Genomic DNA, 23,571 nt, shown 5'->3' on the forward strand with positions numbered 1-23,571 from the left:
GCTAATTTCTTGTTTGTTTCATATATTCTCACTACCTTTGCGGCCAGTTAAAATAAAATTAACTCGTAATAACGATGAGAGTCATAAAGAATATTAATTCAGCAAATGTTTGCACTTTATTAGGAAATAAAGGCGCAGACACGCTTTGTGTTGTATTAGATTCTTTAACGAAGAAAGATGAAAAAAATATCGGAAATTATTTGGTAGTTCCAAATAATTTTGTACTCTCTCTCTCTCTCATATAGGCCAGGCCTAACCTCCCCACTTTTTTCTTCTCGCATACGCGCGCGAGGCGTGCCGTGCAACCCCTGTAAACAAAGGACTTTTCGGAGTTTCCTTTGTTCGCGTTTGTGTGTCATTTTCTCTATGATGGCACATGGTTCTAACGAAAATACGAGATGAGATCTTAAGTCTATAGTTCTGACAAATAATCAACATGTAACGATAATTAATTACGGATGAAATCAACCCGATACACGAAGTTGTATCTCTAAACTCAAATGAAAATTATGGAAAAGGTAAAGAGGGCTTACAAACAGCCCATGTGTGGAATAGTCTGCACAGAAATTGAAACATTGTTGGACCAAGTAAGTGGGCAACATTCTAACATTGGCCAAGGTGGAAGCTTTGAAAATGCCAAACAAACTTTATTCACTGAAGAGGATGAAGAGGAATATATTAATGAAGAAAAGAGTAGTTATACTCTGTGGAATAATTAAATGATTATGAAAAAGATTTTTTTAATTACAACAATTGCATCTACAATTTTTGCTGTAGGATGTTCTAACAATAATGAAGTGGGACAAGAAGATTTTCACATACAAGAAAACAAAAACACTATTAGTTTTGTAGGTGGTATTGATAATAATCAAACTGCTACCCGTACTTCTATTACACATACTATAGGTAATGGAGCTATAGCTTATTGGAGTTCAGGCGATAAAATATGGGTAAAAGATAATTCTGGTGTGTTCCATCAAAGCTCAGCTGGAGTATTAAATACGACAAAAGCAAAAGGTCTTTTTAATATGCCTAATGGCATGTATTCAAATGGATGCCAAGTGAATTATGTAGGCGGTAGTTCTGATGGAACAAAAGTAACGATTGCGGCTAATCAATCTCAAACTGTAGCGAATGATTTTTCTCATGCAGGTGTATCTGGTGATTGTGGTACAGCTATTGCAACAGGTAGTGGTTCATCTTTCGTGTTCACTCTTCAGCATAAAGCTGCATACTTATGTTTGATGCCTAGGAGTACTAATGCTGCATTCATGGCTTGTAAATTAACAGGTATCAAAATTATATCAAATAATGCTATTGCAGGCGTCTACGATTTTTCTTCAGGGAACTTGAGCACTGCCCCTATATCTTCAACTTCAAATACTATTTCATTAACAACAAATAATTTCTCTATTCCTAATATTGAAACACAGAGTTTTGCATCTTATGTTGTTATTGCACCAGGTGTTCATACTCTTACAATACAATATCAATTGTTAGATCCAAATATAGGACAGGCCGGTACTGTTACGAAGTATGTTAGTTCAACTTTTGTTGCAGGTAATATTTATGATATAAAGTCAAATTTCGACACAAATACGATAGGTCGTGAATATTACTTATGGGATGCAAAATATGATACTTGGTTTGGGCATACAGCTGACCAACCATATAAAAATGATACATACGATACAAATGGCATAAATAATTATCCTGTTTCATCTAGTGATATTCGATGGTATAATCCTACTACTTCAATGTCAGCAAGGGCGCAAAATAGTTCAAAGGATTGTCCAACGACTAATGAGATTACTTGGTATGCAAAGTTTGGAGACCCACATTGGGATGCTAATGAATTATGGGCATGGAATGGTATGGGAACTGTTCAGAAAGGCGGAATGTGGATAAAGAAAAAGGCGTATATTTCTGGGTTCACGGCAAGTATAGGTGCTACAGGTGTTGATTATAACTCTAATCCAGTTTTACAAGCATCGTTTAGCACACCAGCTATACAAGGTCGTCCTTCAAGTTCTGATATCAACAAGTATTTCTTCTTACCTGCAGAAGGACGTTATCGTTTCTTCCGTGATGGAAAAACTGGTATAATGAAAGATGTTGGAGTTACTGGAACTTATTTCCCTAGCACAAATACTCCAGTAGTTCCAAGTGCTCCAGATGGTACATACGCTTTGCATTTTACAAAGGACTTCTTGGCACTTTCCAACGGAGGAACTAAGAAGGATGCTATTATGAATTGGAAAGCACAATAGTATATCGTTATTCTATTAAAGATAGATACGGTATTATTATTCTTTGAAAGTTTTCTTCTAAAAGAATAAATATTGGTATTACATAGTATTATATATTAGTATTATTAGTTTGGTAATTTAATTTTCGTTTTCTTGCCCCTGTCGCCACTCTTGGTGTTGAGGGGCAAGTTTTTTGGATCTTCAGCAATTTGGAGTGATACTTTCTGAGATTAGAACCTTGAAAAAAGGTCACACAGAGAAATGGAGAGCACGGAGGATTGTTTATAACAAATCTATTGTTGACACAGAGGCATCGTTGGTGCGTGGAGGAACAGAGGATATTTGCGAGTTTTATTAATACTTTGGCCTACTTCATTACAAAGCAGTGGTTTGCAAGATTAGTTAAAAACGTTTATTACCAAAGCTATCAGTAACACGTACACTACGGCTCTGTCGCTCTTTGTGCCTTCGGCACCTCCGTGCTCTCCCCTTCTCTGTGTGCCTTTTATATGTAGTAGGCTTAATTTATCACTCCATATTTTGGAAGAACCAATTTTGTTTTGCTTTTTCCTCTCGCTATTTAATAAAGGTTATGTCCTTACTTGATATGCTATGCGCCCTAAACGTTAAAGTTTAGCTACGCTTTTCTATTTACTTTTATATTTTTTTGCTAATTTCTTGTTTGTTTCATATATTCTCACTACCTTTGCGGCCAGTTAAAATAAAATTAACTCGTAATAACGATGAGAGTCATAAAGAATATTAATTCAGCAAATGTTTGCACTTTATTAGGAAATAAAGGCGCAGACACGCTTTGTGCTGCATTAGATTCTTTAACGAAGAAAGACGAAAAAAATATCGCAAATTATTTGGTAGTTCCAAATAATTTTATACTCTCTCTCTCTCTCTCTCTCATATAGGCCAGGCCTAACCTCCCCACTTTTTTCTTCTCGCATACGCGCGCGAGGCGTGCTGTGCAACCCCTGTAAACAAAGGACTTCACGGAGTCTCCTTTGTTCGCTTTTTTGTGTTCCTATGTAAACGAAATAAGAAGAAATTAAGCACGAAATAATAACTATTTTTAATCAATAAGACAATGGAGAAAAAGAAACAAAAGAAGAACTATTCTGCACCAAAGTGTGAAATAGTTCAGGTAAGTGAAAGCACTTATTTGATGGATACATCCTTCCCGAGCCAGCACAAGAAGGCAACCCACGCCAGCGGTCCAACGGCTTCAGCGAAGGCCTTCGGCTTATGGAATGATGAGCACCTTGAGGAGGGCAGCAATGAGGAAGCTAACGATGACAGCTCATCATCATGGGACGACTAATTTCTAAAGCGATTAATTAACAGAAAACGAACAAAGAAAAAAGAAAGATGAAACAGACAATGAAACATCAGTCCCTTTTATCAGGGATAAAGTCTTTGGGCATCATGCTGAGCTTAGGTTTGGCCTTGGCTTCATGTACAAAGGACGACGTGTCTCAGAACCCAGCAAAGCCAAACGAGGAAGAGAATAAGAACTTAACGACCTTCGTGGCAGGTGGCGAGAATAAGACGCGTACGTCAATGGATTACGACAGCGGTGACTTCTATTGGGAAGCAGGCGATTATATCTACGTAAAGGATGATGATGGTGTATTGCAGAAGAGTAGCAACGCTCCAACTCAGAAGGTAGCTTCCTTCCGTTATAGAGTTCCTGGCAAGTTTGGCGCAAGTGCAAGTTATAAAGTTTATTACTTGGGTAAGAATAGTAACGGCAGCAAAGTAACTATCTCTACTAATCAAACGCAGACAGCCCCAGACAACACCGAGCATTTCGGCATTGCAGGCGACTACGGTACTGCTACGGCAACAGGAGCAGTAGGCGGCAGCATCTTTAGCTTCCAGTTAGAGCATCAGCCAGCTTACCTTGTCTTCCAGCCTTACACAAGTAACACAATTCTGCAAAACTGTTACTTAACTAAGGTAGAGGTAAGCTCCGACAACGATATCGCTGAGACCTATACTGTCAGACTACCTAAAGGCAAATTAGTCGCTTCTGTAGGAACGGGGAGCAATAAGATCGTCTTAACCACAAAAGACCCAACAAGTGGTAGCAGCTACTACTACGGCTTCCCACTGGGCAACAGTGCAGCTGACGTAACGAATAACGGAGCTTACATGGTGATTAAGCCAGGTACTCATACTTTAAGGGTACGTTATTGGGTAAAGGACGTAGCAACAGGAGTGGAGGGTACCATTACTAAAACTCTATCCCAAGCAACGTACGCTGCCAACACCTACTACGATATGACAGCTAACCTTGACGTAAAGGATTACGATGGTGACCATTATTATATGTGGGACGCTCAGGAACAATACTGGAAGGGGCATGAATGGTGGTCAGCCAATAGACACCAGCCAGTGTTGAACAATTCCGGTAACGGCAACTACGCCCAGAACAACGCTGACCCAAACAATCGTTGGTACCACGAGGGTAGCGGTTCACCTTTCAATGCTACTCAGAGTTGCGCTACTCTCCCCAACGCTAACGAGCTGTCTTGGTATTGCAAATACGGTGATCCTCGTTGGGACGGAGACGAGTTATGGACTACAATGGGGCATTTATATAAAGGCGGCATGTGGTTTAAGAAGAAGTCTGTATTACAAGCAGAGGGTCATTATAACACCGAGAAATCTGCCGACGGTTCAACCGACCTACGTACAACATGGAAGAAGTACCAGAACAACAACAGTAGTATCAACAACTCTGGGCTCCCTTCCGCAGCTGATGCAGGTAATTACTTCTACCTGCCCGCCTTGGGAGCCTACGTCAACTTTGGTGGACTGGACAGCGTTGGCGTCCTCGGCCGCTATTGGTCGTCAAGTGCTTACCCGGGGTCCAGCTACGGCCCCTTAGCGTACCACCTGTACTTTTACAGTGGTTACGTCAACGTGGGCTACATCCACCGCTTCTACGGGTTAAGGGTCGACGGTTTCGAGTAGTCCGTGCGCTTGCCCTTTTAAAACCCCACCCCGACCCTCCCCGAAGGAGAGGGAGTGCCTAACGGGATGAAGGAGGGTGAGAGATAAGGAAAAATCTAACCCGTTGCAAGAAAATTTCTAACCTGTTAGAAATTTACGGGGAACGGGTTAGCGAGAAATTTCTAACGGGTTAGAAATTTTCTTCCGACCCGTTAGAAATTTTACTCTGACCTAATATGTGTTTTTAAGCCTCCGCATCGTGCGGGTTTTCCAAGCTTTGCGGAGGTTTTTGTTTCTTTTGAATAGTGAATAAACACGCTTTTACTTAAGCTAATTATGCTCGGTATAAGAAACGAAACTAATGAAAGACGTGTTGCTGCAAAGTGCAGCAGAAGTAAGTAATAACTAATAAAATCTTAAACACAATGAAAATCAAATTGATTGAAAGAAGAAAACCAGGCACCAAGACAGGTCCTGGAAAGTTTTATGCAAGTCCTGTGAACGTGGGGAAGAAGACCTTGCGAGATATTGCGCATGACATTGCGGGGCGTTCTTCGCTGACACGTGGTGATATTGAAAACGTACTGGCGAACTTTATGGATTGTCTGCCTCATTACCTCCGTGACGGCTTTAGCGTGCAGTTAGGAGAGTTTGGCACAATGCGCCTAACACTGTCAAGCGAGGGGGCTGCAACGGAAAAGGCTTTTAAGACCGAGACGATTAAGCCTCGTGTGGTCTTTACGCCAGGAAGAGAATTGAAGAGTGAGCTTGCCGCAAACTCCTACGAGTCGGTGAGGAAGAAGGAGGAAGCAGACAAGGACAAGAAAAAGAATGGAGGAGGAAGTGGCCCTGTAGCGGGCCAAGGATAGGAAAGGATATTGGGCTTATGAGCCTAATGAGGCCAATAGGGCCAATATTCAAGAAAAGAAAAAAGTTCGGTTTTAATAATACTGAATTGATTAATTTAGTTTTAATTATGTTTCCAGCGGGAAGCCATTGATGTGATATCAATGACGATACATCGGTAATTTAATTTTCGTTTCTTGCCCCTGTCACCATGGTTGGTGTCATGGGGCAAGTTTTTGGTGGTAGCTCGTTGTTTTTTTTTCTCACAGATTTTCACAGATGAACAGAACCCTTTCTGCTAACAGGTAGAACTCACAAACGCCGGCAAGTGGCGACAGATATCACAGAGCCTTTCCGCTAACGTTGGTTGTATCGTTCTGTGATATCGGTTGACTTAATGTCTCTGTGCACCTTTGTGATTTCTGTTCTTCTGTGTAGTTCTGTGAGAAAAGAATGCGAGAGGCTCGTTGGGGATTTTATCTCTCACAGATTTTCACAGATGAACAGAACCCTTTCTGCTAACAGAGAGAACCCACAAACGCCGGCAAGCGACGACAGATATCACAGAGCGTTATTGCTATTCATCAACACCTAACAATTAACACCCAACACCCAACAATGGCTGAAACGCTCTGTGTTCTCGGTTGACTTAATGTCTCTGTGCGCCTTTGTGATTTCTGTTCTTCTGTGTAGTTCTGTGAGAGAATAAAGGAGAACATGAGAGAGAGCGGCCCCTCCCCCAACCCCTCCCCGATTGGAGAGGGGAGTGATCACCGAGGTTACCCCTCCTTCGCTGCTTGTGTTGTGATTGAAATTTTCTGTGAAACTCTGTGAGAGAAGGGATTTCAATGCGCTTTCTGCTTACCCGTTGAGAGCATATCAATGGTCTTAAATGTGATAGCATGTGGCATTTCTGCTCGTGAGAGTTGGGGACGAAGCCAGTTGAGGAGGGCAGACAGGGAGAGAGAGGAATTGTGAGTACATTCTACTTCAGCGTGGATAACATTGCCAAAGGCGGGGTTGGGGACACTGAACGCACGTGCAGCGGAGATGAGAGGGTGGGAGAGAAGCACCTGCTCTACGTGTTCGGGATGTACGTTCTCACCACCACAAACAACCATTCGGTCGGTACGGCCACGATGGAAAAAGTAGCCTTCTGCATTTTGGTAGACAATGTCTTTCGTGTTCTGCCACTTATTCTTACGTCCTGTCATGGCCCAACTTGATTGTACCCACAAGTCACCCGTATTCTCCTTGTCGGTCTTTTTAATCTTACAGCGCACTCCCCATATAGCCTTACCAAGTGTAGGCTCGTCGAAAGAAGCGAGGTCATGAGGGGTAGCCAGCAAGAAGAAGCCCGCTTCAGACGTACCATAAAGATTGAAGAGTATCTCGCCAAGTTGATTATGGGTTAGGTTGATGAGGCTTTTAGGGAGACTATCTCCACCGCAAATCATACATTTCAGAGTCTTCATCATCTCTTTTGCCCCTTTTGTCTGCCAAATTCTTGAAAGCATAGCAGGGACGATAGGCATCACTTCGATGTGTTCATGCTGAATAATCTCTAAGGTCTTTGGAGCATCGAAACGTCCTTGTAAGTAGATTTCCTTTCCCATCAAGAGAGAAACGATGAGTGTGGCAAGTCCGAAACCATGATAGAAAGGGAGAGCGATGAGTACACTCTGATATTGATAGACCCCTATCTCTCGAAGGAGGGCAACGAGTGGTGGAAGAAAGGACGTGACAGATGGGCGCCGTTCCACACGCTGATAGTTCCCGCTCGAACCGCCAGTATGGATGATAATCTCCCTTCCGCGCCCTATTCGAGGGAGTCTTTTTCGTTCGTACTGATAGTCCCTATATATAATAAGGTGGTGAAGTTCGGTGGTAGTGACAGTCTGATACGAGATAGGAGGTAGGTTTTCTATCAGGTCGTCGTCATAGATAAAGAGTTGATATTGTCGTCCTCTAAGGTGGTTGGATAGTTGTTCTCTTCCCATATCCGTATTTAATAAGACGGTTTGTACGCCAAGTCGAGAGAGCGCAGGGAGGAGTAAAGTAAGGATAAGACTGTTTCGTCCTAAGATGGCGACTCGCATGTTAGGGCGTAGATGGTATTGCATATAAAGGAGCTGAGCAAGGTCTTGTGCCTTCTGGTAAGTCTCCTGATAGGTCAATGCCGCCTTCCCATCTTTCAGGGCACAGCGTTGTGGATAGAAATGAGCCGCAAAACGGAGCAGTGCCATCAGACTGATACCTTCAGACGTGAGACTTTTAGTCCACACCCACATACCCTTTGGCGAGACTATGTGTAGCCGATAGAGAATAGAAAAGATAGTGTCAGTCTTCCTTTTCATACCATTCGCTTATAGAACAAGTGAACAATCGGGGCAAAGAGATAGGCTATTGGAGCAGACAACTTAGCCCACCAAGGTTGGTAACGCTTCCCCTTTCGTATGGCAAGTCGCAAGAGAATGTTGGCAGCATCAGCTGGGTAGTAAGCAGGTAGTTGTTGATACCGCTCGTTGACATCCGACATCGCTGTATGAACCAAGGGCAGATAGGCAATCTGTACACGGATACCTAACGGCGCAAACTCGCTGTTTGCCGTCTCGCACCACGTGTTGGCTGCACTTTTTGAAGCGTGATAAGCCGACCAGCCCGGTGCCATCGGATAGAGTGTGCTCACTGATGAAGAGTAGATGATACTTCCTTTACTTGCTTTCAAGGCAGGTAATAATGCCAATGACAAGGCCACTAAGGCACGGTAATTAAGGTCTATTGTGCGGTCATAGTCGTGTAGACGGTCCAGTGCATCCGTGATCTTACGATGGATAGACTTACCAGCATTACAGAAAAAGTAATCCAACTGCGGTAGAGTTTCCTTTAGTTTTTGACAAAGCAGTTCCAATTTCTCTCTGTTTCTAAGGTCTATTGCACAGTAGTCAGCACGGTTCCCCCTCTGCTTGGCTCGGTCGCATAAGCATTGTAACTCCGCTTCGCTACGAGCGATGAGGAAGACATTTGCATCGGCGTCAATGAGTTTCTCGGTTAGAGCCCTACCTATTCCGTGCGATGCACCAGTGACAAGAACCCACTTGCCAGAGAAATGCTCCTTTGTAATTGCAGGCTTCAATCTTACTTGAGGGTAGGCCAACGCAGTCCCAATAGCCAATAGCTTGTCTTTTATACTTGCCATGATAACTCTTTTCTAACAGATGGTAGCTTTCATTTCGATAGTAGGTAAGGATTGTGTTTATTTGTCAACTCATCATGAGATGGGCAACAACACATCGGCCGAAGAGTGGGAGAAGGACTAAGGATTACCTTTATATAAAATGTAGAAAGACAGGGACAACATACTAATCTGAGACGTATTTTATTAGTAGATAATGTTCCCTTGTCCTTACTTTATCATTTTGTCGTATTTCTCCGGTCGTAATCTGTTAGATAATCTCTAATGTAAAATGTTGGTAATCAAGTAAGATTGTATAGAGAAACTTCTCGTCATCAGTCTTAGTATCAGTAATCTTCAGATGCTCCCTAACCTTAGCAGCAAGCGAGGTGATGCGCCTTTCACGTTCATATCCGTATTCTGTGTTAAGCGTACGTTGGATGACATCAAGCTGATTTAGGGAGAGGTCTTCTGCTTGTGGATATACTGGCTTATACTTCCTATCGAGGTATGAGAACTCATCAAGCGATACTTGTATCTTATGGTAGTTGTTGATACGTATCACCATAGTGCCTGCAGCAAGGTCGCCAAGTCGCTGAGAATCCTTCGAAACGAGTATAATCAAGACTCCAATACAAGAGAAACCGATGTCGATAAGTTGCAAAAGCCAACGCATGAAGAAATTACCAATCCCCGGAGTCGTACCATCCTTCTTCACGACACGGGTGTGCATGACCATCTTTCCCACGCTTTGCCCGTGATTAAACAGCTCCATTAAGAACGAATAGAAAAGTGCTGGTAGGTATATAGCGAGTGCGAAGAAGATGTTATTCGCAAAGAAATCAGCTTTGGTTTCGACAATGAGAATAGAGATGCCAATCACATAAAAGATAATTAGAACACTATCAATAACCTGCGCCATGATGCGTTCACCTAAGCTGGCAGGAGATTGACTTATTTGCACATATTGTCCGGTAATGATGTTGGCTTCCGACATATCTATTGTTAATTATATGTTGTTTCTGTTGCAAATGTAGAAAAAAAACTCTAAATTTGCGCTCAATTGAATAATAATGTGCGCTTATACATGTGATTTTTCATGAAGGAGATACTATTTATACGCAATAACATTGCTAAGTGGAGGACTATGGAAGGGATGATAGAGAATGTTAAGTTTGAGATGCCCGACCAGTTGGCTGATGCTTATACAGAGCTGACGGCCGATCTTGCCTTTGCTCAAACACATTATCCTCGTTCGCGTATAACTATCTACCTGAATAACCTTGCTTCAGCACTACATAATGAGATCTATCGCAATAAACGTGAGAAATGGGGACGACTGATAACCTTTTGGACACAAGAGGTGCCTGACGTGATGTGGAAAGAACGTCGTATGCTACTTTTGTCCTTTGTTATCTTCATGATAAGTGTGCTGGTAGGCGTTGTGTCTACATTAGGTGATGAGTCTTTTCCACGGCTTATTTTGGGCGATGGATACATGGATATGACACTTGAAAATATAGCTAAGGGTCAGCCAATGGGGGTATATGGTCAAGAAAGCGAGGCAAACATGTTCCTCAGTATTACGCTAAATAATATCATGGTGTCGTTTAATGTCTTTGTCTCTGGCGTACTGACAAGTTTTATGTCGGGCATACTGCTTTTCCAAAATGGTATTATGATAGGTTGTTTTGACACCTTCTTTTATCAGCACGGACTATTAGGAGAAAGTCTTTTAGCCACGATGTTGCATGGAACATTGGAACTCTCGGCTATTATAGTGGCAGGTGCTGCAGGATTGGCGATAGGCAATGGATGGCTATTCCCTGGTACTTATTCACGTATTGTTAGCTTCCAACGTGGCGCAAAGAGGGGAATGAAGATTATTGTGGGTACTATCCCAATCTTTATCTTAGCAGGCTTTATCGAGAGTTTCATAACTCGTCATACGGAACTGAACGATATTGTTCGGCTCAGTATCATCCTGTTATCATTAGCCTTTGTCGTGTTTTATTTTATTTATTTACCTTATAAACGTAATTATCAACGCAATGCAAATAGAAAGACCAAAGATTGAACTTTATGAAATGCGTAGCATTGGCGAGAAATTCTCTGCTGTTTTTGGCTTTATACGTGAGAATTTCAAGTTGTTACTACGTGCATGTACCTACCTACTCTTGCCTCTTTGCTTGGTACAGGGGGTTGTTATGGAGGTGATGATGAATGTGTTGATGCCTTTTTATACCAATACGTTGGGTATAGGCAACAACATGGATTTGTCAGATAGCATGTTGCTTCGAATGGGAGGAGCGTACTTGGGCTACTGTCTTTGTATGATGGTTGGAACTATTCTATTGACGGGTATCTGCTTTGGAATGGTTAAGTATTATCAAGCAAGCCCTAACAGACTACGTGGAGTGATGATGAGTGACTTAAAACCGACGATTATTAAGGTAATCAAACGGTCGTTGGTAATGTCCTTGGCCTTGGTTGCTATCCTGATTGTTCTTATGGCTCTTCTCATCACATTCACAGTACTTCTTGATACGGTGATACTGGTGGTGTTCTTCTTTCTGGGTATTCTTGTGTTCAGTCTACCTGTTTCAATGGCAATACCAGTATATGTCTTTGAAGAAGACGAGTCTTTGTTCAATGCGCTTCTACGTGGTATAAGGTTAGGATTCAAATCCTTCTGGTCATTGTTAGGATTGATTTTTGTGATGGGATTCCTAAGCAATACCATCAGTTCCTTTACTACTCTACCATGGTATATGCTGACTATTGTGAGAGGAGTCTTTATAGTAGATCAGTCAAGTCAGGCTGCTTTTGTAGGTAGTCCAGTCTATAGCTTCTGCGTGTACTTGGCATCTGTATTCATGAACTTCTGTATGTATCTTACGATGACACTCTCTACTTTTGCCTTGGCGTTCCACTATGGAAGTATAGCAGAGGAAGAAGATGGGTTCTCAGTAGAGAAGGATATACAGCGTTTTGAGGAGTTGAAGGAGGAAGATAACGATATTGACAATTTTGATAAACTCTGATAACCATTCGTATGTTACAACCATTGACTGATACTCTGTCGTGTGACACAACCTTACTTCACCAGTATTGCGCTGATGAAGCATACGATTATGCACGCGAGTTACAGGCTCCAGAACTCGACTGGACGAGTTGGTTGATTCAGAAGATAGGTGATTTCTTCTCTGATATCTTTGATTATGATGGCGATTTGGACTTTCGAATGGTCGTTTACATCTTCCTTGGGCTTGTAGTTGTGGGTCTGATAGCTTTTATCTTGTATCGTTATCAATTCAAACTCTTTGGTAGAACGGGCAAGGTGACGGCTGACGACGATGAGGAAGACAATATCTATGGAGTCAATTTCGACGCTGTATATGAGAAGGCAATGGCGCAGAAGGATTATTATAAGGCTGTTCGAATAGTCTATTTGCGTACACTTCGATGGTTATCAGATAATAATATGATTAGTTGGCAGCTTTATAAGACGCCAACACAGTACACTCGTGAATTCTTATCTGCTGAGTTTGGACGGATGACAACTGCTTTTATGCGTGTAAGATATGGTAATTACCAAGCTTCGGAAGAAACTGTTAAGCTGCTCTTAGACTTAGAAAGCAAGATAAAGGAAGGAGGTAAGCGATGAACAAAAAGTTCTTGATCTTTATAGTTGGCTTCCTCGTCTTAGTCTTCCTATTAGAGTTGAGTGCACCATCGATGTTTGTTTGGGATCCTACCTTTAGTCATCATGATAGGCAACCCTTTGGTTGTGCGGTGTTCGACTCGCTGATGAAGAAATCAGTTCCTGCTGGGTATGAGGTGACACGAAAGACTTTATCACAGTTGGAACGTGACGGATATGGTAAGAAACCGCATGCCTTCTTAATTCAATCAATCGATTTTAACCCGTCACCGACCGACCTCCGTGCGTTAGACCGACTTCTGAAAACAGGTAATAAGGTGTTTATTGCAACGTCATCAATAACCCCTGACTCTCTCTATCCCGACCTACAATTAACGATTAGTGGCCAATATGGCTTCTCTCCCATGCAGGTCAAGGCCTCAATTGAGAATCAAGAGATTCCATACGATACGTTAGTTTGGTGTCGGCAGTCGCCTTATCAGAATAAGAAATACAGTATTTACTCTGCAATGTCAGGCAACAAAGTCGATGTGGATAAGCCTGCTAAGTATGATATCTTGGTTAAGAACAGGCAGACAGATGACTATACTGATAGGGTTGATAGCTACTGGGTGCCCCGTGTAGTTCGTATTCAACGAGGGAAAGGAGAACTCTTCTTTTCTTGCGAACCATTGTTATTAACCAACTATGGTATTCTTGATGAGCAAGCTAATGGTCTTGTCTTTCGTTTGATGTCACAGTTTCGTGGCTTACCAATCGTTCGTACGGAGGCTTATACGCCTCAAGCAGAGATTAACGAGGAGACTCCACTGCGCTTTTGGCTACAAAATGAGCCTCTCCGATGGGCTATCTATCTCACCTTAGGAGGGTTATTACTCTTCTGTATGTTCTATGCTCGCAGGCGACAGCGTGTTATCCCTGTTGTAGAAGAGCCTAAGAACCGCTCGATAGAGTTTGTGAAACTGATCGGAACACTTTATTATCAGAAGCATATCAACCATGACTTACTGCAGAAGAAGTATGCTTATTTTACTGAAACACTTCGTCGTCTGATGATGGTTGATGTGGAGGACACCGAAACAAGAAAAGATGATGTGGCACAGATAGCACTCCGAGCAGGAATGCCAGAGGCTGAGGTCAGGATGATTCTCGACCGTGTCGACCGTTATCTAAAGGCTGATGAATATATCAACGATGCCGCTTTGCGGAAGGCAATAGACGGTATGGATAAGATAATCAATAATCTTTTAATGTGATAGACGCATAATAAGTAAAGTATTAATGAAGCGTAAACAATAGATAAGATGGAAGAGTATAAAGAAGAAAGAGCTGACCTTGAATTGTTTAGTCAGAAGGTTAGACAGTTGAGAGAGGAAATCAGTAAGGTTATCGTTGGGCAACAAGAAGCTGTTGCCTTGTTGTTGACAGCGATACTTGCAGACGGTCATGTGCTGATAGAAGGTGTGCCAGGAGTAGCAAAGACCTTATTAGCACGATTGATGTCACGCTTGATAGATGCCCGTTTCAGTCGTATTCAATTCACGCCAGACCTCATGCCAAGCGACGTACTCGGTACGACTGTCTTCAATCTTAAGACTTCTGAGTTCGATTTCCATGAAGGTCCTGTATTCTCAGACCTCGTCCTTGTGGATGAAATCAACCGTGCTCCTGCCAAGACACAGGCTGCTCTCTTCGAGGTAATGGAGGAACGTCAGGTTACAGTAGACGGTACCACGCATCGTATGAGTGATGTCTATACGATTATAGCGACGCAGAATCCAGTCGAGCAGGAGGGTACCTATCGTCTACCAGAGGCCCAACTCGACCGTTTCCTATTTAAGATAAGCATGGGTTATCCATCTGTTGATGAAGAGATGAACATCCTCAAGCGCCATCAAGAGAAGAGAAACCTCATCAAGTTAGCCGATGTTAGACCCGTGTTGACCATTGACGAACTTTTGCAGATGCGTAAGAAATTGGATACTGTATATGTTGAAGAGAGCCTTCTACGCTATATAGCAAACATCGTACAGCAGACACGCACCTCAAAGGCAGTCTTCCTTGGTGCCAGTCCACGTGCCTCTGTGGCAATGCTCAATGCTTCTAAGGCAAGTGCACTATTGGGTGGACGCGACTTTGTGACGCCTGAAGATGTTAAGTTCGTTACTCCAAGTATTCTTCAACACCGTCTTATCCTTACAGCTGAGGCCGAAATGGAGGGTTACACTCCGTTGAAAGTTGCACAGAAGTTGATTGATAAGGTGGAAGTTCCTAAGTAATGGTGTCTGACGGAGGATGATAAACTCAGCGTTGCCATACTGATGTTGTATGCTGGCGGATAGTTTGTTGTCTTCTTTATGGACCTCCCTCGACACCTGCTAACATCTAACAAAAGATAAAGAAATGTTCCTTACCAAACGGTTTTATATCATCTTAGCAAGTCTAACCCTCTTAGCAGGGTTTGGTTATGTGTTCCCACAGCTTTTTACAGGTGTAAAGATACTTCTGTTTATCTTTGCCGTAATGGTTGTGATAGATGCCGTTATGCTTTATCATCGTCGTGGGATAAGTGCAAAACGAAGCTGTTCTGAGCGTTTCTCTAATGGTGATAAGAATGTTGTCAAGATAAGTCTTGAGAGTAACTATTCCTTCCCAGTGTGGCTGACGATTATCGATGAGGCTCCAGAAGTGTTCCAACGAAGAGATATCAGTTATAAGAGTTCTCTTGCAGCTATGGGTCATACGGTACTTCGTTACACACTGACACCAGTCAAGCGGGGCGTCTACTCCTTTGGTAAGATACGTTGCTTCACACGTACCAGCATAGGACTTGTAGAGCGACGCTATACTTTGGGCGATGCAAAGGACGTTAAGGTCTATCCTTCTTATCTGATGTTAAATCGCTATGAACTTCTTGCAATGAGCAATAACCTCACAGAGATGGGTATAAAACGTATTCGTCGTGTGGGTAACAATACGGAGTTTGAGCAGATAAAAGACTATGTGAAAGGGGATGACTACCGTAGTATAAACTGGAAAGCAAGTGCACGTCGCAACCAGCTGATGGTGAATGTCTATCGTGATGAGCGTTCTCAACAGATATTCTCGGTGATTGATAAGGGGCGTGTCATGCAGCAGTCTTTCCGTGGAATGACGCTTCTCGATTATAGTATCAATGCTTCTTTGGTCTTGTCCTACGTTGCTATGCGTCGTGATGACAAGGCAGGTTTGATAACCTTTGCTGATAAGATAGATACTTTCGTAGCTCCATCACACCGAACAGGACAGATGCAGACCCTTTTGGAGGCGCTTTATGCACAAGAAACCAATTTCGGTGAGACCGACTTCAGTAATTTGTGTGTTAATGTACATAAGCAGGTAAGCAAGCGAAGTTTGTTTATTATATACACGAGCTTCTCTGGTATAACAGCTCTCAATAGGCAGTTAGCTTATTTGAAGCTGCTTAGTCAGTGGCACCGAGTACTTGTTGTCTTCTTTGAGGATGCTGAGATGAACGATTACATACGTTCCCCTAAGCGCTCTATGGAGGAGTATTATCAGCACGTTATAGCCGAGAAATTCGCCTACGAGAAGCGTTTGATAGTCTCAACACTGCGTCAGTATGGTATATATAGCGTGTTGACAACCCCCGACAAGCTTAGCATTGATGTCATCAATAAGTATTTAGAGATGAAGCAAAGACAAATCTTAACGTAATATTCCGCTGTTGGCATTATGAATGTCAATGGCTTGTAGCGTTTTTTATACATAGAGTTTAAGGGCTGAAATCCGACAGTGGGTTTCAGCCTTTATTGTTTTCATGGGTCAACAAGACGAACGTAACGACCGTTATATGCGTTCCGTTCGATAGGATATAACGGCTATGAACGATAGAGAATATTACTGGTAAAGAGTCAGTAAGGCGTGTTTCTATGATAGGCAAAAGTAGTCATGCCGAATTATTATCATGAAGAAAAATATTTTTTATCATGAAAATAAATATTTCTTGTCGTGAAAAAAAATATTTTTCTTCATGAAAAGAATTTGAAAACGACAAGGAGTTGCTCGTTCCTAACGCTCTTCTTGTATGTTGACGATGATGATAAGAGGGCATAAAGAAGCCAAGTTAGGGTGTAGCATTTGCTTGGGAGAATTCGAGAAATCAGTACGTTGCGCTGCCTTCTGTCGTCGTTTAGGTCGCTGTTCATAAGCATTTGTAAGTAATTTTTAAGTGTTCTGTGGGCTAAAATCATAATAAATAGGTATTGTGGCATACTGATGTTTCTTATAACTTTGCATTCGAATAGAATTAATATAAACTGAATCAGTAACATGAGAATTAAAAATTTATTTCTTACACTTGCTGTTGTGCTGTTAGCTTCGATGACTTCTATCCCTGTCTCTGCGGCTAACCATGTGAAAGTAAGTGACAAAGATGGCAATAACACTTACTTTGCTCTGTCTGATAAGCCTACTGTTACCTTCACTTCCACTGCCATGGTTTTGACTGCTGGAAGCCAAACAATAGAGTATCCTCTGACAGACTTCCGTGCTTTTGCCTTCGAAGATGATCCATTAAGCATTGAGTCTTTTAATGCAGAAGGCAACAATGCCGTCTTTTCCTTTGGTAACTCCTTGAAGGGAGAAGGCCTGAAAGCAGGTAGCCAAGTAGCTGTTTACACCATTAATGGACAGTTGGTTGGCCGTTCTACCGTAAGCCAAAGCGGTACTGTTGAGATTCCTCTCGACGGACAAACAGGCGTTTTTGTAGTTAAATCATTATCTAAGACATTTAAATTCATACGTAAATGAAAAAGATCTTTACTTTAGTAATCGTATCTTTCTTGAGTGCACTCGCAGTACAGGCACAGTCATTAAAGGTAACCAAAACCGATGGTAGCGTTGTAACTTATAACGCATCAGATATTTCAAAGATTGAGTTCTTGCCAAGTGAAACCCCTTCACAACCAAAGTTGATACACGAGTTTGCAGGCTATCTGACTGTAAAGAACAGAGCACTCGATAATGTTCGTTTTGACACAGGCGCTAAGATTAAGGTGTTGCAGGACGGTGGTAAGTTCTTTGCAGAGTTCTCCGATACTCAGTGGGGTACTGGTTCTTTCGAGATAACCATGGCTAATCATGCCATTAACGGTACTGGAAAGATGAAGATTGCAAACCCAAAAGCTGGCGGTGCAATGAATGAGTATGATGCAACAATGAGTGGTTCGATGACAGAAATAAAGATTTCAATCCCATCACTCATGGGTGGTACTGATATTACTTGGCATTATGCTGAGGCTTCAGCAGCGTCAAAGGTGGCAGGAAACTATACTGGTACGACCTCTTTGAATGTGGGTGGAATGTTTGGTCCATTCACATCTGCAACGGTTGGGTATAAGATTACTGCTAATGAAGATGGCTCTATCAATGTGACAGCATCTGAAGAGAAGTACACAGGTGTTACAATGATGCAGAACTTGACATTAGGAACATATACCGTAAAGAACCTTGCTTACGATAAGGCAACCAATAGCTTTAGTCGTGACTATAGTAAAGACGGTATCAAAGTACACTTCAAGGCAACCGGCGGCGCGATGGAAAGGGATGAAAATTACGAGTTCGGAGAAACAAGTAAGATGACCGTTACACTTGCTGAGGATGGTACATTGACCATAACTAACAAATATAAGGTAGGCAAAATGCCATTCCCAATCTCAGCAACTTATACTGGTAAGAAGGCTAAGTAAAACGTTATACGCTCATGCACAGAGTATTTCGCCCTATTTCTATCCTTGCAGGCTGTGCCATCATGATGTTGGTAACAGCCTGCAACGGCATTTTTGATGATATATATGATGAGGCTTCTGCTTCATCAAGTGTAACGACAGAGGGTCAACTCCTTGTTAATGCTGCCAGTTGGAAGGACTGGTATTATGTTGACTTTGACTCTTTACAGATGTATATCGAGCGCAAAGACACTGCAGGACTGCTCAAGGCACAGACAAACTTCACGCATTATGCTATCCCAACGAGCCTGTCGTCGGGTAGTGGTGACGGGAAAACGGGTATGTACACTTACTGGTTTGATGTCTTCGGAAAAGGTATCTCTGTTAATGAGAAGCGTGGCTTTACTGCTACGGATGCGCAGCCTGAACCACAGTCATGGAGCATTGCCTTTCATCGTAACAATGTTAGGACGAACGGTGGGGCCGTACTTGAAACGAAGTACACCTCTTTGAATGAGCTTCCAAAGAATAGTTCCTATTTCTTAGGAGCAACATTCCAAGAAGATGAATGGACAGAGAACGAGGTTTGGGAGGACCAGTCGCAGATGCTTATGAGCCTGATTGGATGCCAGGGAATACGTATTAATAAGGTACTATCGTCTTGGTTGAAAATCGATATACCCCCAATGCCACCTGCTTTCACGATGAACAAGCATGTATTCATCGTTCGTTTGAAGAATGGGAAGTATGCTGCCTTGCAGTTGGAGAACTATATTGGTACCGATGGAACCAAGTGCTGGTTGACTATTAACTATAAGTATCCATATTAAATTAGACATGCAACCCTTTTCGTTATGCTTTATTCGAGGATAAGAAAGGGACTTCATTAATATTTGTTATTGGCTATGACGCGAAAGACCATTATATTGTCAGTCCTACTCAGCCTCACCTTTGAAGGTATGTCGGCTGATGTTCCCAATGACTCTATCCCCCAGACGATAGAGTTAGACCAAGTAGTAGTGACGGGAACACGTACCCCAAAGTTGCTTGCCAATACCCCTGTGTTGACGAAACTCATCACTGCTAATGACATAATGAAGACAGATGCCACCAATCTACGTGATGTCTTACAGCAGATAATACCAGGTGTTGAGTTCTCATACGCCATGAATCAGCAGGTACACATGAACTTTTCTGGCTTTGGTGGACAGAGTATGTTGATACTTGTTGACGGTGAACGCCTTGCTGGAGAGACGATGGACGATGTCGACTTCACCCGCATTGGTATGGAAAATGTTGACCATATCGAGATTGTGAAAGGTGCTGCATCAGCGCTCTATGGCTCTAATGCCGCTGGTGGAGTTATCAATATCATCACAAAGAAAAAGCCCAATCCATGCGCACTCAACCTTAACATGCGTTTTGGTCGCCATCATGAGCAACGCTATGGACTGTCTTGGCAGTACGCAAGGGGCAAGTGGAATAACTTGCTGACGGTCAACAGGAATAGTTCCAACAACTTTAATGTGCACAACGGACCTAATCCTATTACGCGCGTCGTATCTACCATCTATGGTGATGCTGTCTGGAACTTCAAGGAACAGCTAACTTATACACTGAATGAGAAGCTACGCTTGACAGGACGTGCCGGTTATTTCTATCGTCAGTTGGTACGTACAGAGGAGGTGCCAGAGCGTTATCGTGACTTTACAGGCGGCCTTCGTGGTACGTGGACACCCGACCTCTTCAACAGTGTAGACCTCTCCTATGCTTTCGACCAGTATGATAAGTCAGACTATCAGCGCATTACTCGACTGGACATCCGTGACTATTCAAATGTACAGAACAGTCTTCGACTACTTTATACGCACACGTTTGAAAACGAGAATGTCCTCTCTGTGGGTGCAGACTATATGCATGATTACCTCTTCAATACGAACTTAGAGGGTCGAGTACGTAAGCAAGACTCCTTCGATGCATTTGCTCAATACGACTGGAACATCAATAAGTATTGGGAAGTAGTAGGTGCGCTGCGTTACGACTACTTCTCTGATGGACACATCTCAAGACTGACTCCGAAGGTAAGTGCACGTTATCAACCAATAAGAAACCTAAATGTTCGACTCAGTTATGGCATGGGCTTCCGTGCACCAACACTAAAAGAAAAGTACTACAACTTTGATATGTCGGGTATATGGGTGGTCGAAGGCAACCCTTCTTTACGGCCAGAAGTGAGCCAGAACTTCAATGCCTCGGTTGATTACACAAAGGGTCACTATAACTTCACGGTAAGTGCTTATTGTAATAAGATTGAGAACAAGATAGCAACGGGTGCTCCTTACTATAAGAGTCCATCGGACATCATGCCTCATCTACCTTATCTTAACCTAAATAACTATACGGTAAGTGGGGGAGAGGCAACGGCACAAGCGCGTTGGACGAATGGTCTTACCGCCCGTTTAAGTTATGCTTATACCAATGAGCGCCTGCCTAAAGACAAGAATAGCAACGCTGTAAACAACCAGTATATACCTGCTCGCAAACACTCAATGACAGGTCATGTCGATTGGGACCATCAGTGGTTGAAGAACTATGGAACGAACATCGGACTCGATGGACGCTTCCTCTCTGCAGTCGACAATGAAGAGTTTGTTGATTACTATGACATCTCTAAGGGTATAAAGAATATCCATTACCCAGCATACGCACTCTTCAAACTATCCTTAGTGCAGCGTATCAGCAAGGCTGTAAAGGTAAGTGTTGTACTCGATAACATTTTTAATTATAAACCAGAATATTATTATTTGAACTGCCCATTGACTGATGGAACAAACCTAATGATAGGGATGTCGGTCGATGTGGACAAACTCTTTTAAGCACTGAAAGCTTTAATTAATTTATGGAAAAGGATAAGATCTATTTCTGGCGAGCCATCGCCTCGTTTATTTTAGTGTTGTTCACGATGCCTTTAGGTCATGCTCTTATGATCATGATGGATAAGAACATGGCGCCAGAAGCTGTGCATTATGCTGGCTTTGCCATGGGTTTTGTGGGATTGGTCATCGTTATCATTGGTGTATTTGTTAAAGGTGATACTCGTCAAACACTGTGGGGACTTATCGGAGGGTTGCTCTTCTGGACCGGATGGGTAGAGTTCCTCTTCCAATATTACGCCAATCGCTATGGCGTACCACCAGAGATTGAACACGGACAGGTCGTTACTAAGCCAGAATATCTGATACTTCCTGCATCATTCGGGTTCTGGATGATGATGATGACGATGTACATCTTTAGTACACGTAATGGTTGTGACTTTATAACATGGATACAGAAACGACTGTTTGGAAAGCGTAAGAACGAGATAGCCTTCCAACCGATGACCCGCCACACGTCTATTGTCACGTTTATGGAAGTCAATATGATTCTATGGGCTTCTTATCTTTTATTGATGTTCTGTTACGATAAGAACTTCCTTGGCGACCATCATCCAGTGACTTATCTCATAGGTTTTAGTTGCTTTATCGGTTCGTTGTTCATGTTCAAGAAGCAGCTCCACATCGCTTCATGGGGTGCTAATATCCGTATGTCAGTGGCAACGGTGATTGTTTTTTGGACTCCTATTGAGATTCTCGGACGTATTAATTTCTTCAAGGAGTTCTGGATTCATCCACAAGAATACAGTGTTCAACTACTTTGCATCTTAGCTGCTTTCATCATCTTGATAGTTTATATGTGGATGAAAGGTGCTAAGAAGAAGCGTGGATAATAAGTGATAACGAGGACTACTGTAGGCGATGTGTAATCGTGTTGCCTATTCTCAAGAAATATGATATATACAGTATAGATTACTTGTTGGCAATAGCGAGGTTGCTGACAAGTAATTTTTTTTGTATCTTTCAGCTGCACTAAAAGGCTACTAAGCCATTGATAGCGGGCGTTACCCTATAGTATTCTACTGTGAAAAGCGTTACATATAAGTCCTATCCATTGTTTTGATGTCGCTTTCAAACAATCTGTACAAGTCCGATTCATTGTTTTGAGGATAGTCTCAAACAATCTTCTTCCCACTTTGGAAGAATTGACAATAAGGTAAAAAATCGTTACAAGCATTCAAGCTAAGTGTCCTCGACATAGGAGTAATATATGTTTTATGAATGAGTTTGTAACCTACAAGGAATCTGAATCTTACAAGTTGGGTTGAAGAAAATGCCTTTCTTGCTTCAAGAAGGGCGTCTTCTTGAGGCAAGAAGAGCATGTTCTTGTATGAAGAAGGGCCTTTTCTTGCATCGAGTCAAGCCTTTTCTCCAAATTAAGAAGGGATTGTTAATGAAATAGTTTTATAATTTCTACTAATTTGTTTAGCCTTCCCTCTTTCTTTCCTATTACCTTTGTTGGTGTCTCTCAGTGATTCCCTCTTGTCGTGAAGGACATTTCCTCTTACAGAATCAAGTTCCCATAGAGGTCCATTCAGGCACAAGCTATCACAGACTTTACAAGCGATTTTAGCAGTAACGCTCTGTGTTCTCTGTATGCCGAAGGCCTTCTGTGGGCTCGAAACTGTGCGCCAAAAAGCTCCGTGAACTCTGTGCGCTCTGTGAGAGAAAAAACTCCCCAGCGTGAGAGAAATGCTTACTCACACCTCGTGTCAGCAGGCCAGTAGGGGTAACCTCACATACTAACTACCAGTTGGCCCCTCCCCCTTCCCCTCCCCCGAAGGGAAGGGGGCGTAATCACCGAGATACCCCTATAAAAAGGATGTAGGCTTCGTTATGTCCCTTAATGGCAGTCTTGTAGGGGTAACCTCACATACTACGCCCCTCCCTGCGGGGGAGGGGTTGGGGGAGGGGCCACTATCTTTTGGACTCGAACCTGTGCGCAAAAAAGTTCTGTTAGATCTGTGAGTTCTGTGAGAGAAAGAAATGTCCTTAGTGAGAGAAAGAA

At 42.5% G+C, this 23,571-nt stretch carries 19 protein-coding genes; 16 read left to right on the top strand and 3 right to left on the bottom strand.

What is annotated here, in order from left to right:
* Positions 1-509: 509 nt before the first annotated feature.
* The 5 genes from CHB62_RS01955 to CHB62_RS01975 all read left to right on the top strand — a co-directional run bounded on the left by CHB62_RS01955 (position 510) and on the right by CHB62_RS01975 (position 6,085).
* Positions 510-719 carry a hypothetical protein gene (locus CHB62_RS01955; RefSeq protein WP_240616232.1) on the top strand — a complete coding sequence of 70 codons (210 nt, stop codon included), beginning with the start codon at positions 510-512 and terminating at the stop codon, positions 717-719.
* A gap of 6 nt (positions 720-725) precedes the next feature.
* Positions 726-2,270, top strand: coding sequence for a hypothetical protein (locus tag CHB62_RS01960; protein ID WP_141240396.1), 1,545 nt, complete (start codon positions 726-728; stop codon positions 2,268-2,270).
* A 1,075-nt stretch (positions 2,271-3,345) separates the two neighbouring features.
* Entirely contained in the window at positions 3,346-3,579 is a 234-nt protein-coding gene (locus tag CHB62_RS01965) for a hypothetical protein (RefSeq protein ID WP_089365485.1), read from the top strand.
* 47 nt (positions 3,580-3,626) lie between these two features.
* Positions 3,627-5,237, top strand: coding sequence for a hypothetical protein (locus CHB62_RS01970; RefSeq protein ID WP_089365486.1), 1,611 nt, complete (start codon positions 3,627-3,629; stop codon positions 5,235-5,237).
* Positions 5,238-5,641: 404 nt separating this feature from the next.
* Positions 5,642-6,085: an HU family DNA-binding protein gene (locus tag CHB62_RS01975; RefSeq protein ID WP_089365487.1), complete on the top strand. Its 444-nt coding sequence runs from the start codon at positions 5,642-5,644 to the stop codon at positions 6,083-6,085.
* Between the two features lie 822 nt (positions 6,086-6,907).
* On the opposite strand, the gene CHB62_RS01980 is transcribed toward CHB62_RS01975, so the two are convergent.
* From CHB62_RS01980 to CHB62_RS01990, 3 genes are all read right to left on the bottom strand, one after another.
* Positions 6,908-8,419 (bottom strand): class I adenylate-forming enzyme family protein, encoded by a 1,512-nt coding sequence (locus tag CHB62_RS01980; RefSeq protein ID WP_089365488.1) that lies wholly within the window; start codon positions 8,417-8,419, stop codon positions 6,908-6,910.
* Positions 8,416-9,261 carry an SDR family NAD(P)-dependent oxidoreductase gene (locus CHB62_RS01985; protein ID WP_176414834.1) on the bottom strand — a complete coding sequence of 282 codons (846 nt, stop codon included), beginning with the start codon at positions 9,259-9,261 and terminating at the stop codon, positions 8,416-8,418. The genes CHB62_RS01980 and CHB62_RS01985 overlap by 4 nt, the downstream gene beginning before the upstream one ends.
* A 247-nt stretch (positions 9,262-9,508) precedes the next feature.
* A complete protein-coding gene (locus CHB62_RS01990; RefSeq protein ID WP_089365490.1) occupies positions 9,509-10,234 on the bottom strand; it encodes an RDD family protein in 726 nt (241 codons plus the stop codon).
* Between the two features lie 102 nt (positions 10,235-10,336).
* On the opposite strand from CHB62_RS01990, the gene CHB62_RS01995 reads away from it, so the two are divergent.
* The 11 genes from CHB62_RS01995 (at position 10,337) to CHB62_RS02045 (ending at position 22,396) form a co-directional block, all read left to right on the top strand.
* Positions 10,337-11,314 (top strand): stage II sporulation protein M, encoded by a 978-nt coding sequence (locus CHB62_RS01995; protein WP_089365491.1) that lies wholly within the window; start codon positions 10,337-10,339, stop codon positions 11,312-11,314.
* Positions 11,289-12,281, top strand: a complete 993-nt coding sequence (locus CHB62_RS02000) for a hypothetical protein (protein ID WP_089365492.1) — start codon at positions 11,289-11,291, stop codon at positions 12,279-12,281. The genes CHB62_RS01995 and CHB62_RS02000 overlap by 26 nt, the downstream gene beginning before the upstream one ends.
* An 11-nt stretch (positions 12,282-12,292) precedes the next feature.
* Positions 12,293-12,904 (top strand): DUF4129 domain-containing protein, encoded by a 612-nt coding sequence (locus tag CHB62_RS02005; RefSeq protein WP_089365493.1) that lies wholly within the window; start codon positions 12,293-12,295, stop codon positions 12,902-12,904.
* Positions 12,901-14,157, top strand: a complete 1,257-nt coding sequence (locus CHB62_RS02010) for a DUF4350 domain-containing protein (protein WP_089365494.1) — start codon at positions 12,901-12,903, stop codon at positions 14,155-14,157. Before CHB62_RS02005 ends, CHB62_RS02010 begins: the two co-directional genes overlap by 4 nt.
* Positions 14,158-14,205: 48 nt before the next feature.
* A complete protein-coding gene (locus tag CHB62_RS02015) occupies positions 14,206-15,180 on the top strand; it encodes an AAA family ATPase (protein WP_089365495.1) in 975 nt (324 codons plus the stop codon).
* Positions 15,181-15,304: 124 nt separating this feature from the next.
* Positions 15,305-16,618 (top strand): DUF58 domain-containing protein, encoded by a 1,314-nt coding sequence (locus tag CHB62_RS02020; RefSeq protein ID WP_089365496.1) that lies wholly within the window; start codon positions 15,305-15,307, stop codon positions 16,616-16,618.
* 615 nt (positions 16,619-17,233) lie between these two features.
* The gene (locus tag CHB62_RS02025; RefSeq protein WP_089365497.1) at positions 17,234-17,713 is read left to right on the top strand and encodes a hypothetical protein; all 480 of its coding nucleotides are present in this window, start codon (positions 17,234-17,236) and stop codon (positions 17,711-17,713) included.
* Positions 17,710-18,651: a calycin-like domain-containing protein gene (locus CHB62_RS02030; protein ID WP_089365498.1), complete on the top strand. Its 942-nt coding sequence runs from the start codon at positions 17,710-17,712 to the stop codon at positions 18,649-18,651. Before CHB62_RS02025 ends, CHB62_RS02030 begins: the two co-directional genes overlap by 4 nt.
* Before the next feature lie 14 nt (positions 18,652-18,665).
* Complete coding sequence (locus CHB62_RS02035; protein ID WP_089365499.1) at positions 18,666-19,460, top strand: HmuY family protein; 795 nt, start codon at positions 18,666-18,668, stop codon at positions 19,458-19,460.
* A 75-nt stretch (positions 19,461-19,535) separates the two neighbouring features.
* Entirely contained in the window at positions 19,536-21,506 is a 1,971-nt protein-coding gene (locus tag CHB62_RS02040; RefSeq protein ID WP_089365500.1) for a TonB-dependent receptor plug domain-containing protein, read from the top strand.
* Positions 21,507-21,529: 23 nt separating this feature from the next.
* A complete protein-coding gene (locus CHB62_RS02045; protein WP_089365501.1) occupies positions 21,530-22,396 on the top strand; it encodes a hypothetical protein in 867 nt (288 codons plus the stop codon).
* Positions 22,397-23,571: the final 1,175 nt, after the last annotated feature.

The sequence above is a fragment of the Prevotella jejuni genome (assembly GCF_900187995.1).
GTDB lineage: Bacteria > Bacteroidota > Bacteroidia > Bacteroidales > Bacteroidaceae > Prevotella > Prevotella jejuni.

What these genes read in the sequence shown, in the direction of transcription:
- CHB62_RS02030 (WP_089365498.1), top strand. Translation starts at nt 17,710, where the DNA reads ATGAAAAAGATCTTTACTTTAGTAATCGTATCTTTCTTGAGTGCACTC.
- CHB62_RS01985 (WP_176414834.1), bottom strand. Translation starts at nt 9,261, where the DNA reads ATGGCAAGTATAAAAGACAAGCTATTGGCTATTGGGACTGCGTTGGCC.
- CHB62_RS01975 (WP_089365487.1), top strand. Translation starts at nt 5,642, where the DNA reads ATGAAAATCAAATTGATTGAAAGAAGAAAACCAGGCACCAAGACAGGT.
- CHB62_RS02000 (WP_089365492.1), top strand. Translation starts at nt 11,289, where the DNA reads ATGCAAATAGAAAGACCAAAGATTGAACTTTATGAAATGCGTAGCATT.
- CHB62_RS02025 (WP_089365497.1), top strand. Translation starts at nt 17,234, where the DNA reads ATGAGAATTAAAAATTTATTTCTTACACTTGCTGTTGTGCTGTTAGCT.
- CHB62_RS01980 (WP_089365488.1), bottom strand. Translation starts at nt 8,419, where the DNA reads ATGAAAAGGAAGACTGACACTATCTTTTCTATTCTCTATCGGCTACAC.
- CHB62_RS02015 (WP_089365495.1), top strand. Translation starts at nt 14,206, where the DNA reads ATGGAAGAGTATAAAGAAGAAAGAGCTGACCTTGAATTGTTTAGTCAG.
- CHB62_RS02020 (WP_089365496.1), top strand. Translation starts at nt 15,305, where the DNA reads ATGTTCCTTACCAAACGGTTTTATATCATCTTAGCAAGTCTAACCCTC.
- CHB62_RS02040 (WP_089365500.1), top strand. Translation starts at nt 19,536, where the DNA reads ATGACGCGAAAGACCATTATATTGTCAGTCCTACTCAGCCTCACCTTT.
- CHB62_RS01955 (WP_240616232.1), top strand. Translation starts at nt 510, where the DNA reads ATGGAAAAGGTAAAGAGGGCTTACAAACAGCCCATGTGTGGAATAGTC.
- CHB62_RS02010 (WP_089365494.1), top strand. Translation starts at nt 12,901, where the DNA reads ATGAACAAAAAGTTCTTGATCTTTATAGTTGGCTTCCTCGTCTTAGTC.
- CHB62_RS01990 (WP_089365490.1), bottom strand. Translation starts at nt 10,234, where the DNA reads ATGTCGGAAGCCAACATCATTACCGGACAATATGTGCAAATAAGTCAA.
- CHB62_RS02035 (WP_089365499.1), top strand. Translation starts at nt 18,666, where the DNA reads ATGCACAGAGTATTTCGCCCTATTTCTATCCTTGCAGGCTGTGCCATC.
- CHB62_RS01995 (WP_089365491.1), top strand. Translation starts at nt 10,337, where the DNA reads ATGAAGGAGATACTATTTATACGCAATAACATTGCTAAGTGGAGGACT.
- CHB62_RS01960 (WP_141240396.1), top strand. Translation starts at nt 726, where the DNA reads ATGAAAAAGATTTTTTTAATTACAACAATTGCATCTACAATTTTTGCT.
- CHB62_RS02005 (WP_089365493.1), top strand. Translation starts at nt 12,293, where the DNA reads ATGTTACAACCATTGACTGATACTCTGTCGTGTGACACAACCTTACTT.
- CHB62_RS02045 (WP_089365501.1), top strand. Translation starts at nt 21,530, where the DNA reads ATGGAAAAGGATAAGATCTATTTCTGGCGAGCCATCGCCTCGTTTATT.
- CHB62_RS01970 (WP_089365486.1), top strand. Translation starts at nt 3,627, where the DNA reads ATGAAACAGACAATGAAACATCAGTCCCTTTTATCAGGGATAAAGTCT.
- CHB62_RS01965 (WP_089365485.1), top strand. Translation starts at nt 3,346, where the DNA reads ATGGAGAAAAAGAAACAAAAGAAGAACTATTCTGCACCAAAGTGTGAA.